Genomic DNA, 13,539 nt, shown 5'->3' with positions numbered 1-13,539 from the left:
GGCGGGGCGGGGGGAGGGCCGGTGCGGGGCTCGGGCGTCAGGCCCCGGTGCCGCCGCCGCCCGGGATGTTGGAGGCCGCGGAGATGACCTCGTCGATGAGGCCGTACTCCTTGGCCTCCTCGGCGTCGAACCAGCGGTCCCGGTCGGAGTCACGGGTGACCTGCTCGACCGTCTGACCGGTGTGGAACGCGGTCAGCTCCGCCATCTTCTTCTTGGTGTGCAGCAGGCGCTCGGCGTGGATCTTGATGTCCGAGGCGGAACCGGCCAGACCGGCCGACGGCTGGTGGATCAGGATCTCGGCGTTCGGCAGCGCGAAGCGCTTGCCGGGGGTGCCGGCGCTCAGGAGGAACTGGCCCATCGAGGCGGCGAGGCCCATCGCGATCGTCACCACGTCGTTCTTGATGTACTGCATGGTGTCGTAGATCGCCATGCCGGCCGTGATCGAGCCGCCGGGGCTGTTGATGTAGAGGTAGATGTCCTTGTCCGGGTCGGCGGCAAGGAGCAGCAGCTGTGCGGTGATCTTGTTGGCGATGTCGTCGTCGACCGGCTGGCCGAGGAAGATGATCCGCTCGTTGAGCAGCCGGTTGTAGACCTGGTCGCCGAGGCCACCACCGATGGAAGGCTCGCCGGCGGCGGAGGGCATCAGATTCGTCACGTATCCACCTGCTCGTCTTACGACGGCGCCGGGCCGTCTCACGTGTTCTGCCGGGGCGGGGGTGGTGCGTGCCCCGGCAGCGCGCCGCGATGATCGGCGGCGACGGGGACTCCCCTGCCCTCGTATTCATGGACCCTAACGCGCAGGCAGTCACGTACCATCCCGGTTCCCGGAGTGTTCGCTGTGAGCGCATGGGGCCGGGGGGAACGCGGGGGCGGGTGGAGGAAAAGGCCCGGGCCCCGGCCCCCGCGCTCGGTGGCGCGGGGGCCGGGGCCCGGGGAGGCTCGGGAGCCGGGAGGATCAGGCCTCCGGGGTCTCCTCGGCGGGGGTCTCGGCGGTCTCGCCCTCCGCCTCGTCCTCGTCGTCGCTCAGGTCGACGACCTCACCGTTGGTGTCCTTGACGGTCGCGGACTCCACGACCATCGCCAGCGCCTTGCCGCGGGCGACCTCGCCCACCAGCATCGGGACCTGGTTGCCCTGGACGACCTGCTGCGCGAACTGGTCGGGGGACATGCCGGAGGAGGCCGCACGCCGCATGAGGTGCTCGGTGAGCTCCTCCTGGTTGACGTTCAGCTTCTCGCGGTTGACCAGCGCGTCGAGCACGAACTGGGTCTTGATGCCCTTGATCGCGGCGTCACGCGTCTCGGTGTCGAACTCCTCGGCGGACTTGCCCTGGATCTCGAGGTACTTCTCGAGGTCGAGGCCCATCTGGCCGAGCTGGTGGTGCTCCAGGTTGTGCTTGCGGGTCTCGATCTCGTCCTCGAGCAGCTTCTCGGGGATCGGGACCTCGATCAGCTCGAGCAGCTTCTCCAGCACGCGCTCCTGCGCCTGCGTGGCCTGGTCGTACTGCTTCATGTTCTCCAGGCGGGTGCGGCTGTCCGCCTTGAGCTCGTCGAGGGTGTCGAACTCGGAGGCCAGCTGGGCGAACTCGTCGTCCAGGGCGGGCAGCTCGCGCGCGGCGACCTGGCTGACCTTGACGGTGATCTCGGCCTGCTTGCCGGCGGCGGAACCGCCCTTGAGCTCGGAGGTGAAGGTGGCCTCGCCACCGGCCTCCACGCCCTTGACGGCCTCGTCGATGCCGTCGAGCAGCTCGCCCGAGCCGATGGTGTAGCTGACGTCCTTGGCGACGCCGTCCTCGAGGACCTCGCCGTCGACCTTGGCCTCGAGGTCCAGGGTCACCACGTCGCCGTCCTCGGCGGCGCGCTCCACCGGGGAGGTGGTCGCGAAGCGCTCACGCAGCTGCTCGACCGACTTCTCGACGTCCTCGTCGGACACCTCGACGGCGTCGACCTCGACCTCGATGTTCGAGAAGTCCTCGGGGAGCTCGATCTCCGGGCGGATGTCCACCTCGGCGGTGAAGCTCAGCAGCTCGCCGTCCTTGAGGTCCTTGATGTCGACCTCGGGCTGGCCCAGCGGGTCGACCTCGGCCTCGTTGACCGCCTGCGTGTAGAACTTCGGGAGGGCGTCGTTGATCGCCTCCTCGAGAACCGCACCGCGGCCGAACCGCTGGTCGATGACGCGGGCCGGGATCTTGCCCTTGCGGAAGCCCTTCACCGTGACCTGCTGGTTGATCTTCTTGTACGCCGCGTCGAGGCTGTCCTTGAGCTCCTCGAAGGGCACCTCGACAGTGAGCCGAACCCGGGTCGGGTTCAGGGTCTCCACGGCGCTCTTCACGGTTCGGTCTCCTTGTGGCTGACTGCTTGGGTTCGCCGGGACCAGAGCGGTCCGGCGGATCGCGCACCGGGGCGGCTTCGGCGTCAGGCTCTGAAGCTTCACGGCTGACTGCACACGGGCGCGCTTGCATAGTAACCGCAGCGGCCACACCGCCCAAAAGGCGATCACCGGACCCCATGGGGCGCCCGGTGATCGTTCGGCGTCGGGGTGGCGGGATTTGAACCCACGGCCTTCCGCTCCCAAAGCGGACGCGCTACCAAGCTGCGCCACACCCCGTCAGGTGCGATCCGTAGGGTACACGCGGCGGGGGTCGCCGGCCGCCCGATCAGGCCCCGCGGGCCGGGGAAGCGCGCTCGGCCGGCCGCCTCGGGGGAGCCGCGCGGAGGGCGTGGCACGGGAAGGGAGGTGCAGCGGGGCGCGGTGACCCGCTAACATGCCTTCTGTCGCCGTGGCCCAGGCACCGGCACACCCCTCGCGGGCGTAGCTCAATGGTAGAGCCCTAGTCTTCCAAACTAGCTACGCGGGTTCGATTCCCGTCGCCCGCTCCAGCACGCCGAAGGCCCAGGTGAGAGGCACCCTCTCCGCCTGGGCCTTCGTCCGTTCCCCGGCACGCCCCGCACCGGTTGCGATCACCCGGTCACCGTGGGTGCATGGGGTGCATGACCGCACTCACGAAGCGCGCGCTCTGCGCCGCCGCCCTCATGGCCGTCCCCCTGTCCCTCGCCGGGGCCCCGGCGCACGCCGTGACCACCTGCACGGTCAACGGCAGCCCGGTGTCCGGCTCGACCGTCACCGGGACGGCCGGCCCCGACACGATAAGTTGCGGCCCGCTCGCCCCGGGCGACACCGTCAGCGGCCTGGGCGGCAGTGACTACATCGTCGTCAACGGCCTCGTCGCCGGCACCGTCGACGGCGGGGCGGGCGGCGACTCCCTGACCGCGGGCGGCGGCACGGCGCCGACCGGCCGGATCATGGGGGGCGCGGACGGCGACTTCCTCCTGGTGGGCGCGAACGCCGGTGTCGTCGACGGCGGGTCCGGGGCCGACTTCTGCCGGGTGACCTCAGGGAATCCGCCCGTCAACTGCTGACCCGGGGAAGCCGGTCCGCGCCGCGGACCCGGGAAGGGCCGGTGCCCGCACCACCACGGTGCGGGCACCGGCCCTTCCGCCGTCCGGGCGGCCACGCGAACGCCCGGGGAAACGCTTCTTCGCACGCCGGGCGGGCGGATCGCGCGGTCAGAGCCTTATCGAATTGACCATCGACGCCACCGAATCGAGGAACCTCTGGATGTCGTCGGCCATCCCCGTCGAGGCGAGGAAGAAGCCGAACAGCATGGCGACGATCGCGGGCCCCGCCTTCAGGGATCCGCCCCGGATCAGGACAACGAGGACGATCCCCAGCAGAAGCACCACGGACAAAGAAATGGCCATGTCTGATCACACCCTCGGTCGGTCCGCTGCGCCGCATGGGGGTGTACCCGGCCCACCCCTGGCCAACCCATCGTGCCACCCAACTCGTGCCTCACGTACGGCCGCTGAGGTACCGAGGACACCCGTCGTCCGCACGTTCGGCACGGGCCGGAAAAGTGACGATCACAGGAGAGGAAAGCTTCGGCAATTCCTCGGGAAGATAATGCGGATAATCCCCGCACATTCGTTTCCCCTCACACGCAACCCTCGCAGGGCGTCCACGGACAGCCATGGGCCACATGCCCGACTTGACAGCATTTGCAAGGAAATACGCAGACCTAAAAGCCCTGTTCGGCCCCTATGGTCCCGCCATGACCTTGTGCCGATCATCACAGAAGTCGAAGACATCGCAGGTGAATAAGGGGGTATCCGAGGGCGAGGCGGTAATTGACCGACCCGGCGTTTTTACGGATTCGTACAACCGACGCTAGGGTGCCTCAGATGTTTCACGTTGCCTCGTCCCCCTCACGTGCGACGACGAACGTCCGGTCTCCCCACCCCCGCCCGCGGGGTGGTCGCCGGTGAACGCGCCGCAGCCGCACAGCAGTCAGCAGCGAAGCCTGCCCAGAACGCTCCCAGCGGGCGACGGGCGCGACTCCTTCTTCGACAACGCCAAGTACCTGGCCATCGCCCTCGTGGCCATGGGGCACGTCTGGGAACCGCTCCGTGACGGCAACCGCCCGATGGGCGTGCTCTACATGGTCGTGTACGCGTTCCACATGCCGGCGTTCATCGTCATCTCGGGCTACTTCTCCCGGTCGTTCGCGTTCAAGCCCCACCAGATCAAGCGTCTGATCAGCGGCGTCGTGGTCCCGTACCTGTTCTTCGAGTTCGCGTACTCGATGTTCCGCAAGTGGCTGCACGAGCCCGGCGCCCCGATCAGCCTGCTGGACCCCTGGTACCTGACCTGGTTCCTGGCCGCCCTGTTCGTCTGGCGGCTGACCACGCCGATCTGGCGTTCGCTGCGGCACCCGCTGGTGCTCGCCCTGGCGATCGCGATGCTGGCCACCGTCTCGCCGAGGATCGGCGACGACCTGGACATGCAGCGCGCGCTGCAGTTCCTGCCCTACTTCGTGCTGGGACTGTGCATGAAGCCGGAGCACTTCAAGCTGGTGCGCACCTGGCGGACGCGGCTCCTGGCGGTGCCGGTGCTCGCCCTCGCGCTGGTCGTCGGCTGGTGGGCCAAGGGCAACATGACGACCGCGTGGTTCTACCACCGGGACGCGGCCGAGGAGCTGGGCGGCGACTGGTGGATCGGTCCGCTGATGACGCTGGGCATGTTCGGCTGCTCGGTGGTGCTCACGGCCTGCTTCTTCGCCTGGGTGCCCGGCCGACGGCTGTGGTTCACCTCGCTGGGCGCCGGCACCATCTCCGGCTACCTGCTGCACGGCTTCCTGATCAAGAGCGGCATCTGGTTCGGCTGGTTCGACCACGGCTGGGCGCAGGGTCCGCTGGGCGCGCTGCTGTGCACGGTGCTCGCCGTGACCGTGGTGACGCTGCTGTGCACCAAGCCGGTGCGCACGCTGCTGAAGCCGGTGCTGGAGCCGAACCTGGACCGCTTCTTCCGGGAGGACCAGGCCGCCCTGAACGCCCGGAAGACCTCGGCCCCCGCCGAGGGCCAGGGCTCCGGGGACCGCTCCAGGGTCCCCGCCGGGGTCTGAGAGGACGAGGAACACGGCGAAGGCCCCGTCACGCGCCAGGAGCGCGGGCGGGGCCTTCGCGTTGCCCGTCAGGCGGCGCGGGAGATGAGGAGGAGCGCCCGGTCGTCGTTGACGTCCTTGGCGACGGCCTCGATCAGGTGCCAGGCGGCGCCCTGGAAGCCGCCCACCACGTAGCGGTCGGCCTCGCCGGTGAGACGGTCGATGCCCTCGACCAGGTCCCGCTCGGCCGTCTCGACCAGTCCGTCGGTGAACAGCATCAGCACGTCGCCCGGGCGGAGGGATCCCTTGCAGGGGTCGAAGGTGGCGCCGTCGTAGACGCCCAGCAGCGGGCCCTCGGCCGTCTTCTCCTCCCAGCGGCCGGTGCCGGCGCACAGCTGGAGGCCCGGCGGGTGACCGGCGGAGTAGAGCTCGTAGTCGCCGCTCTCCAGGTCCAGGACCAGGTGGATGGAGGTGGCGAAGCCCTCCTCCCAGTCCTGCCGCAGCAGGTAGCCGTTGGCGGCGGGCAGGAAGGCGTGCGGCGGCAGGGAGCCCAGCAGACCGCCGAAGGCCCCGGACAGCAGCAGCGCCCGGGAGCCGGCGTCCATGCCCTTGCCGGAGACGTCGGTGAGGACGACCTCCAGGGTGCGGCCCTCGTTGGTGCGGGCCGCGACCACGAAGTCGCCGGAGAAGGACTGGCCGCCCGCCGGGCGCAGCGCCATCTCCCGGTGCCACCCGGCGGGCAGGTCCGGCAGCGCGCTCTGCGCGCGGATGCGTTCGCGCAGGTCGAAGAGCATGGTGCCGCCGCGCCGCCAGGGCACGCCGACCCGGCTGCGGAACTGGGCCACCATCAGGCCCACGAAGCCGCAGGCGGCCACCACCAGCACCACGCCGGGGGTGACCCGGGCGAAGCCGTCCGGATAGGGCCGCAGGGCCAGCGCCTCCACGATCAGCGCGGTCGCGGCGGCCGCGTACAGCGCGAGCAGGCTGGCGGGACGCAGCAGCAGGCCGCCCGCCACGATGGGCAGCACCAGGGCCGCCGGGGTGAACCAGACGGCGTTGGCGAGGGTCAGGCTCGCGATCAGGGGAATGGTGAGGAGCAGGGCGGCGAAGGCGATCCAGTCGGACCCGTCGCCCCGGAAGTAGTCGACCGCGGCCTTGCGCAGGCCGATGCGGGCCCGGTGGAACTGCTTCTTCATCCGGGCCGTGAACGTGTCGGCGGCCGAGCGCCGCTTCCGTCCTGCTGCCATCGCTTGGGACCCTATCCAGCGGACCCCCCTCCTGGCACGGGTGGTCCCACTTGTCCCCCGTCCGGGGCCGGATTCGGGCCGGAGGTCCCTGGTGCCCCCGGCGCCCCCCGCGGCGTCCCGGCCGGCCTGCCGCGCGCCGGTCACACGCCCGGCGCGTTCGTCGGCTGGCAGCCCGGGCACCAGAACAGGTTGCGGGCGGCCAGCTCGGCCGTGCGCACGGCCTCCCCGCAGACGTGGCAGGCCTGCCCGTGGCGGCGGTAGACGTAGACCTCGCCGCCGTGGTCGTCGACGCGGGGCGCGCGGCCCATGGCCTCCGGGGTGTGCTCGGGGCGCACGGTGTCGATCCGGTTGTGCCGGACGCCCTCGCGCATCAGCTCCACCAGGTCGGCCCAGATCGCGTCCCACTGACCGCGGGCGAGTTCCCTGCCGGGCAGGTAGGGGTCGACGCCGTGCCGGAAGAGGACCTCGGCGCGGTAGACGTTCCCGACGCCCGCCACCACCTTCTGGTCCATCAGCAGGGCGGCGACGGTGGTGCGGCTGCGCGAGATCCGGTGCCAGGCGAGGCCCGGATCGGCGTCCTCGCGCAGCGGGTCGGGGCCGAGGCGGTCGTGTATCGCCCGCTTCTCCCCCGGGGTGATCAGCGCGCACGCGGTGGGTCCGCGCAGGTCCATGAAGGCGGAGGGGCCGGCCAGGCGCAGGCGGACGGTGTCGGTGGGCGGGGGCGGCGGGACGGCCCCGAAGGCGACCTTGCCGAACAGGCCGAGGTGGACGTGGACCCAGTCACCGTCGCGGAAGCCGAGGAAGAGGTGCTTGCCGTGCGCCTCGGCGGCGGTCATCTCCGCCCCGTCCAGGAGGGCGGCGCCGTCGGCGAACTTGCCCTGCGGGCTGCTGACGCGCACCGGGGAGCCGAGGAAGCGCTCGGCGCAGTCCTGGGCGAGCCGGTGGATGGTGTGCCCTTCCGGCACGGGGCCTTCTCCGTTCTGCCCCGTCCACGGCGCGGCCCCCGTACACGTCGTACGGGGGCCGGCCAGGTCCAGGGGCGTGTGCGACTACTGCTGGGGGTGGTGGGCCGGGATCGGCGGGAGGTCGCCGCTCTTCTCGTAGTCCGCGAGCATCTCGATGCGGCGGATGTGGCGCTCGTCGCCGGAGAACGGCGTGTTCAGGAAGATCTCGACGAACTTCGTCGCCTCCTCCTGCGAGTGCATGCGGGCGCCGACGGCCACCACGTTGGCGTTGTTGTGCTCGCGGCCGAGAGCGGCCGTCTGCTCGCTCCAGGCCAGCGAGGACCGCACGCCCGCGACCTTGTTGGCGGCGATCTGCTCGCCGTTGCCCGAGCCGCCGATCACCACGCCGAGGGAGCCCTCGTCCGCCGCGGTGCGCTCCGCCGCGCGGAGACAGAAGGGCGGATAGTCGTCCTGGGCGTCGTAGATGTGCGGGCCGCAGTCCACCGGGTCGTGGCCGGCGGCCTTCAGCCACTCGACGAGGTGGTTCTTCAGTTCGTAACCGGCGTGGTCGGAGCCGAGATAGACGCGCATGGTCCGAGTGTGACACGGCCCCGGGCCGCCGGTGTGCGTGGGGGGACGCCCCGCGGACAGCTCACACTCTTCGCAAACTGTGACCTGCACCATAGGACCGCAGGCAAAACAGCGATAACAATCCGGAACCCAAGGTTCCACCGACGCGTTTCCTCCGTTTCACTAGACCGTCGCTTCCGGTGGCCCCGCATGCCTCACGAGGGCAGGGGAAACCTCACACGCACCATCCCGGCGTAGCCCGGCGTACCCCGGCGAAAAGGAATGAACTCCATGACTCCAGGCGCACATGAGGGCTCCGGCCTTCAGGCGGGCCTCAAGAACCGGCACCTGACGATGATCGCCATCGGCGGCGTCATCGGCGCCGGGCTCTTCGTCGGCTCCAGCAGCGGCATCGCCGCCGCGGGCCCCGGCATCCTGCTCTCCTACGCCCTGGTGGGCGCGCTCGTCGTCTTCGTGATGCGGATGCTCGGCGAGATGTCGGTCGCCAACCCGACCTCCGGCTCCTTCTCCGCGCACGCCGACCGCGCGCTGGGCCGGTGGGCCGGGTTCTCCATCGGCTGGCTCTACTGGTTCTTCTGGGTCGTCGTGCTCGCCGTGGAGGCCACGGCGGGCGCGGTGATCCTGGAGGGCTGGGTGCCGGCCGTCCCGCAGTGGGCCTGGGCGCTCATCGTGATGCTGGTGCTCACCGCGACCAACCTCGCCTCGGTGGGCAACTACGGCGAGTTCGAGTTCTGGTTCGCGGGCATCAAGGTCGTCGCCATCGGCGCGTTCATCGTGGTCGGTCTGCTGGCCATCTTCGGGGTGCTGCCGGGCGTCGACGCCGAGCAGGCCTCGTGGTCCAACCTCACCGCGCACGGCGGCTTCCTGCCGAACGGTGCGGGCGCCATCATGATCGGCGTCCTGATGGTCGTCTTCTCCTTCATGGGCTCGGAGATCCCGACGCTGGCCGCCGGCGAGGCGGAGGACCCGCAGCAGGCCGTCACCAAGGCGACCAACAGCATCATCTGGCGGATCGGCGTCTTCTACCTGGGCTCGATCCTGGTGGTCGTCACCCTGCTGCCGTGGGACTCCGAGAAGATCGCCGAGGACGGCTCGTACGTGGCCGCGCTCGACTCGCTGGGCATCCCCTACGCCGGCGAGGTCATGAACTTCATCATCCTCACCTCGGTGCTGTCCTGCCTGAACTCGGGCCTGTACACCGCGTCGCGGATGGCCTTCTCGCTCGGTCAGCGCGGTGACGCGCCGAAGTCCTTCGCCACCACCACGCGCAACGGCGTGCCGCGGGTCGCGATCCTCGCCTCGGTGGCCTTCGGCTTCGTCGCGGTCTTCTTCAACTACGTCTCCCCCGACAAGGTCTTCCACTTCCTGCTGAGCTCCTCGGGCGCCGTCGCCCTCTTCGTGTGGCTCGTGATCTGCGTGTCGCAGCTGCGGATGCGGCGGATCATCCTGCGGGAGGCGCCGGAGAAGCTGGTCGTGAAGATGTGGCTCTTCCCGTACCTGACCTGGGCGTGCATCGCGTTCATCGTCTACGTGATCGGCTACATGCTGTTCGACACCGAGTTCGGCAACCAGGAGATCATGCTGCTGACGCTGCTGGTCGCGGCGGTCGTGGTCGGCATCGCGCTGGTCCGCCAGAAGCTCGGGCACTACGCCCCGGCCCGCGACGCCGGCGCCTCCGCGCAGGCGGACGAGCCGAAGGCGGGCGTGCCGGGCGCGTGACGCCCGCCGAACCATGACGGAACGCCCGGCGCGGGACCCCCGCGCCGGGCGTTCCGTCGTCCGGGTCAGCGCGGCAGGACCAGCAGGGGGGCCGGGCGGTCGTGGCCGGCGGCGGTCAGGGCGGTGCGGATCAGGGCGGCCTGGTGCTCCATGCCCTGGGGGGTGGCCAGCCGGACCCGGGGGACGCGGACCACGGTGACCCCGAGCCGCTCCAGCCGCTCCCGCTTGCCGATGTCGCCGGGGGCGTCCAGCTCGACGGCGATCCCCCGCTCCGGCCAGTACGCGTCCACCGCGCCGAGCGAGGGCCCTTCCGGCATGCGCAGCTCCACGTTCCACACCGGGTCGGGCAGGCCGTGTTCCCAGGCCATCCGGTACAGCCGCTCCTCGGCGGCCGCGCGTCCCTCCGACACCAGGACCTCCATCGCCTCGGCCACCCGGGGCCGCCCGGTCAGCCGCGCCCGGCGCAGCTCGCGCAGCAGGGCGGACGGCTCGCAGTGGCCGTCGTGGACCGCCTCGGTGAACAGCCGGCGGACGGCGAACGGCCCGGCGTCCTCCGGCAGGTGCGCCACCGCGTCGGCGACGGCCCGCCCGACCGGGGCGACCGGGACCCCGGACACCAGGTCGGGCACCGGCATCCGGGCCGTGCGCACCACCCGGGCGCAGCCGGTGGAGCGGGCCCGGCGGGCCCTCGGCACCAGCACGTCGACGGTGTCGAGCAGGGACAGGGCGGGCGCCGAGGCGAAGTTCCGCAGGGCCAGCGCGGCCAGGCCGGTGACCACGGCGTCCGCGTGCAGCGGGTCGTCGCGCCGGGGCTGGGCGGGGACCGCGGTGGCCTCCGGCCGCTCCTGGGGGGCGGCGGCGGTCTCCCGGCGGGAGGCGTAGAGCAGGGCGGCGTGCAGGCGTTCCTCGCCGGTCGGCGCACCCTGCCGCAACAGGTAGACGCCGGGCAGCAGCCGCTGCCAGGTCCCGCCCGGCCGGCAGCGGGCCCCGGCCTGGGCGGGCGTCACGCCGTGGGCGCGCAGCTCGGCGGCGGTGACGAGCAGCCGCGCCCCGGAGGGGGCGGCGGGGAGGGAGGGGAGCAGGGGGTTCAGGGGGAACTCGTGCGTCATGCCCCCTTGCCTCCCCCGAACGGAGCAGCATCCGACCGCTGTTACAGGGCCGTCGAGGAACGCTGACCGTTCCGCCATGTTCTGGCGAACATGTGCGCGATAGCGGGGCGGGGGCTACCCGGCGGCCCGCGCGGCCCGACGCTGTCGCACATACCCCGCCGTGGCCAGGACCAGTGTCAGCGCTCCGGTGGAGAACACCTGGACGCGGGTGCCGGCCTCCAGGAGCATCAGCGCGAAGATCGCCACGATGCCCGCCATGGCGACCCAGGTGAGGACGGGGAAGGCCCACATGCGGACGGTGATGCGCTCGGGTTCCTGGCGCTCCAGACGCCGCCGCAGCACCAGTTGCGAGACCGCGACGAAGAACCAGACCACCAGGATCACCGCGCCGATCATGTTGAGCAGCCAGGCGAACACGTCGTCGGGACGCCAGTAGCTCAGCAGCACGCAGAGGAAGCCGAACGCGGAGGAGGCCAGCACGGCCGCCCGCGGCACCCCGCCGTGGACCCGGCCCAGCGCCCTGGGCCCCTGGCCACGGCGGACCAGGGAGAAGGCCACCCGGGAGGCGGTGTAGGTGTTGGCGTTCATCGCGGACAGCAGCGCGACCAGCACGACCACGTTCATGATCTGGCCGGCCCCGGGGATGCCCAGGGTGTCGAGCGCGGCCACGTAGGGGCCCTTCTCCACCAGCGCCGGGTCGTTCCACGGCACCAGCAGCACGATCACGGCCATCGAGCCGATGTAGAAGAGGCCGATCCGCCACATCGCGGTGCGGACGGCGCTCGCCACGCCGCGCACCGGGTCCTCGGACTCGGCGGCCGCGACGGTGACGGACTCGATGCCGCCGTAGGCGAAGACGGAGGCCAGCAGACCGACGATCAGGCCGTGCACCCCGCCGGGCATGATCTCGGAGAGGCCGGAGCCGGCCGCCCCGTCGCCGCCCGGCAGCAGTCCGGCGACGGCCAGCACGCCGAGCACCAGGAAGGCGACGATGGCCGCCACCTTGAGCGCGGCGAACCAGAACTCGAACTCGCCGAAGTTCTTCACCGCGGCCAGGTTGGTGCCGGTGAAGACCGCCATGAAGAGGGCGACCCACATCCACTCCGGGGTCCCCGGCAGCCACCCCGTGACGATCTTCGCCGCGCCCATGCCCTCGAGGCCGACGGCGGTGGACAGCATCACCCAGAACGCCCAGCCCGAGGTGAAGCCCGCCCAGGGGCCGATCGCCCGCTCCGCGTGCGAGGAGAAGGAGCCGGAGGAGGGATACGCGGCGGACATCTCGCCGAGCATCCGCATGACCAGCATGACCAGCAGGCCGGAGATCACGTAGGCGATCACGATGGAGGGGCCCGCGGCGGCGATGCCGGCGCCGGAACCGACGAACAGGCCGGCGCCGATGACGCCGCCGAGCGCGATCATCGACAGGTGACGCTGCTTGAGGCCGTGGCCGAGGGCGGCGGACTCCGGGGCGGACGGACCGTGCGCGGGGGCCGACGGCGAGGACGGGTCCGTGCCCGCCGCGGCTTCTGGGGTGGTGCGTGACATGCAGCGAGTCTGACCGACGCCGCATCGGATCGGGGCCGGGGACCGGAATGCGAACGGCCACAATTCGGAGGGTGAGGCTCCGCTTACCTTCCGGTTCCTTTTGGCGGGTCCCCACAAGGCCCCGAGGTGAGCAGTGTCACTCGGCGCCGCGCTCCGTCGCGGGTAATTTGTGCGATACCCACGACGTCGTCGATCCGGCCTTTGTCGAGCACGGACGGTGATCCAACCGAACGCTCTGGGATAGCGTCGTCGTGTTCGAACAACCTTCTGTGAGACCTGTTCGCAGGTTCGTGCCGGCCCGGCGCGAGCCGATCCCCCACCCCGCGGAGAGACCCATGAGCACCGCAGCCGCCCCCGCCCGCTCCGGGCAGGTCCTCGCCGATCTGCTGCCCGCCACCCGCGTCCGGGACGCGGCCCTCGTCGTCTCGGGCGCCGTGCTGACCGGCGTCGCGGCCCAGTTCGCCCTGCCGATCCCGGGCTCCCCGGTCCCGGTCACGGGCCAGACCTTCGCCGTGCTCCTCGTGGGCAGCGCGCTGGGCGCGGGCCGCGGCCTGCTGTCGATGCTGGTCTACCTGCTGGCCGGCATGGCGGGCGTGCCCTGGTTCGCCGAGGGCGCCTCGGGCGTCGCCGCCCCGTCGTTCGGTTACGTCATCGGCATGGTGCTGGCCTCCGCCATGGTGGGCGCGCTGGCCCGCCGCGGCGCCGACCGCACGCCGCTGCGGATGGCCGGGACCATGCTGCTGGGCTCCGCGGTGATCTACGCCGTGGGCCTGCCGTACCTGTCCTTCGCCCTGGACCTCTCGGCGGGTCGGACCCTCGCCGCGGGCTTCACCCCGTTCCTGCTGGGCGACGTGCTCAAGGCCGCGCTGGCCATGGGCGTGCTGCCGGCCGTGTGGAAGCTGCTCGAGCGCCGTCGCTGACCTCGGCGCACCCGCCCCTGGAGGCA

Annotated in this window: 12 protein-coding genes and 2 tRNA genes; 5 read left to right on the top strand and 9 right to left on the bottom strand. The window is 71.3% G+C overall.

The features are described 5' to 3' along the window. Positions 1–37 precede the first annotated feature (37 nt). From Sfr03f_RS19965 to Sfr03f_RS19955, 3 genes are all read right to left on the bottom strand, one after another. Positions 38–643 carry an ATP-dependent Clp protease proteolytic subunit gene (locus tag Sfr03f_RS19965; RefSeq protein WP_170145125.1) on the bottom strand — a complete coding sequence of 202 codons (606 nt, stop codon included), beginning with the start codon at positions 641–643 and terminating at the stop codon, positions 38–40. Between the two features lie 312 nt (positions 644–955). Further along, on the bottom strand, positions 956–2,329 hold the full coding sequence (gene tig, locus Sfr03f_RS19960) for a trigger factor (protein ID WP_159105688.1): 1,374 nt from the start codon (positions 2,327–2,329) through the stop codon (positions 956–958). A 202-nt stretch (positions 2,330–2,531) separates the two neighbouring features. After that, positions 2,532–2,605: transfer RNA gene (locus tag Sfr03f_RS19955), tRNA-Pro, on the bottom strand. 198 nt (positions 2,606–2,803) lie between these two features. Here Sfr03f_RS19955 and Sfr03f_RS19950 point away from each other — a divergent pair. After that, positions 2,804–2,877, top strand: a tRNA-Gly gene (locus Sfr03f_RS19950). A gap of 111 nt (positions 2,878–2,988) precedes the next feature. Further along, a complete protein-coding gene (locus Sfr03f_RS19945) occupies positions 2,989–3,417 on the top strand; it encodes a hypothetical protein (protein ID WP_108955316.1) in 429 nt (142 codons plus the stop codon). 147 nt (positions 3,418–3,564) lie between these two features. Here Sfr03f_RS19945 and Sfr03f_RS19940 read toward each other — a convergent pair whose 3' ends face one another. Continuing rightward, positions 3,565–3,759, bottom strand: a complete 195-nt coding sequence (locus tag Sfr03f_RS19940; protein ID WP_108955315.1) for a hypothetical protein — start codon at positions 3,757–3,759, stop codon at positions 3,565–3,567. A 560-nt stretch (positions 3,760–4,319) separates the two neighbouring features. Here Sfr03f_RS19940 and Sfr03f_RS19935 point away from each other — a divergent pair. After that, positions 4,320–5,459, top strand: coding sequence for an acyltransferase family protein (locus tag Sfr03f_RS19935; protein WP_372514239.1), 1,140 nt, complete (start codon positions 4,320–4,322; stop codon positions 5,457–5,459). Positions 5,460–5,527: 68 nt separating this feature from the next. On the opposite strand, the gene Sfr03f_RS19930 is transcribed toward Sfr03f_RS19935, so the two are convergent. The 3 genes from Sfr03f_RS19930 to Sfr03f_RS19920 all read right to left on the bottom strand — a co-directional run bounded on the left by Sfr03f_RS19930 (position 5,528) and on the right by Sfr03f_RS19920 (position 8,220). Beyond that, positions 5,528–6,685: a PP2C family protein-serine/threonine phosphatase gene (locus Sfr03f_RS19930; RefSeq protein WP_108955314.1), complete on the bottom strand. Its 1,158-nt coding sequence runs from the start codon at positions 6,683–6,685 to the stop codon at positions 5,528–5,530. Positions 6,686–6,825: 140 nt separating this feature from the next. Then, the gene (locus tag Sfr03f_RS19925) at positions 6,826–7,650 is read right to left on the bottom strand and encodes an Fpg/Nei family DNA glycosylase (protein ID WP_108955313.1); all 825 of its coding nucleotides are present in this window, start codon (positions 7,648–7,650) and stop codon (positions 6,826–6,828) included. A gap of 84 nt (positions 7,651–7,734) precedes the next feature. After that, the gene (locus tag Sfr03f_RS19920) at positions 7,735–8,220 is read right to left on the bottom strand and encodes a ribose-5-phosphate isomerase (RefSeq protein ID WP_108955312.1); all 486 of its coding nucleotides are present in this window, start codon (positions 8,218–8,220) and stop codon (positions 7,735–7,737) included. 270 nt (positions 8,221–8,490) lie between these two features. Here Sfr03f_RS19920 and Sfr03f_RS19915 point away from each other — a divergent pair, with 270 nt between their 5' ends. Next, a complete protein-coding gene (locus tag Sfr03f_RS19915; RefSeq protein WP_108955311.1) occupies positions 8,491–9,939 on the top strand; it encodes an amino acid permease in 1,449 nt (482 codons plus the stop codon). 65 nt (positions 9,940–10,004) lie between these two features. Here the strand turns inward: Sfr03f_RS19915 and Sfr03f_RS19910 are convergent, their stop codons facing one another. Both Sfr03f_RS19910 and Sfr03f_RS19905 read right to left on the bottom strand, forming a co-directional pair. Then, positions 10,005–11,048, bottom strand: coding sequence for a hypothetical protein (locus Sfr03f_RS19910; protein WP_108955310.1), 1,044 nt, complete (start codon positions 11,046–11,048; stop codon positions 10,005–10,007). A gap of 114 nt (positions 11,049–11,162) precedes the next feature. Next, positions 11,163–12,593 carry an amino acid permease gene (locus Sfr03f_RS19905; RefSeq protein ID WP_108955309.1) on the bottom strand — a complete coding sequence of 477 codons (1,431 nt, stop codon included), beginning with the start codon at positions 12,591–12,593 and terminating at the stop codon, positions 11,163–11,165. Positions 12,594–12,928: 335 nt separating this feature from the next. Between Sfr03f_RS19905 and Sfr03f_RS19900 the strand changes: the two genes are divergently transcribed. Then, positions 12,929–13,513, top strand: a complete 585-nt coding sequence (locus tag Sfr03f_RS19900) for a biotin transporter BioY (RefSeq protein ID WP_108955308.1) — start codon at positions 12,929–12,931, stop codon at positions 13,511–13,513. Positions 13,514–13,539 lie beyond the last annotated feature (26 nt).

Origin of the sequence: Streptomyces fragilis (genome assembly GCF_003112515.1) — a bacterium.
Classification (GTDB): domain Bacteria; phylum Actinomycetota; class Actinomycetes; order Streptomycetales; family Streptomycetaceae; genus Streptomyces; species Streptomyces fragilis.
Note: the sequence above shows the minus strand (reverse complement) of the source record. Positions and strands in the feature narration are given on the sequence as shown.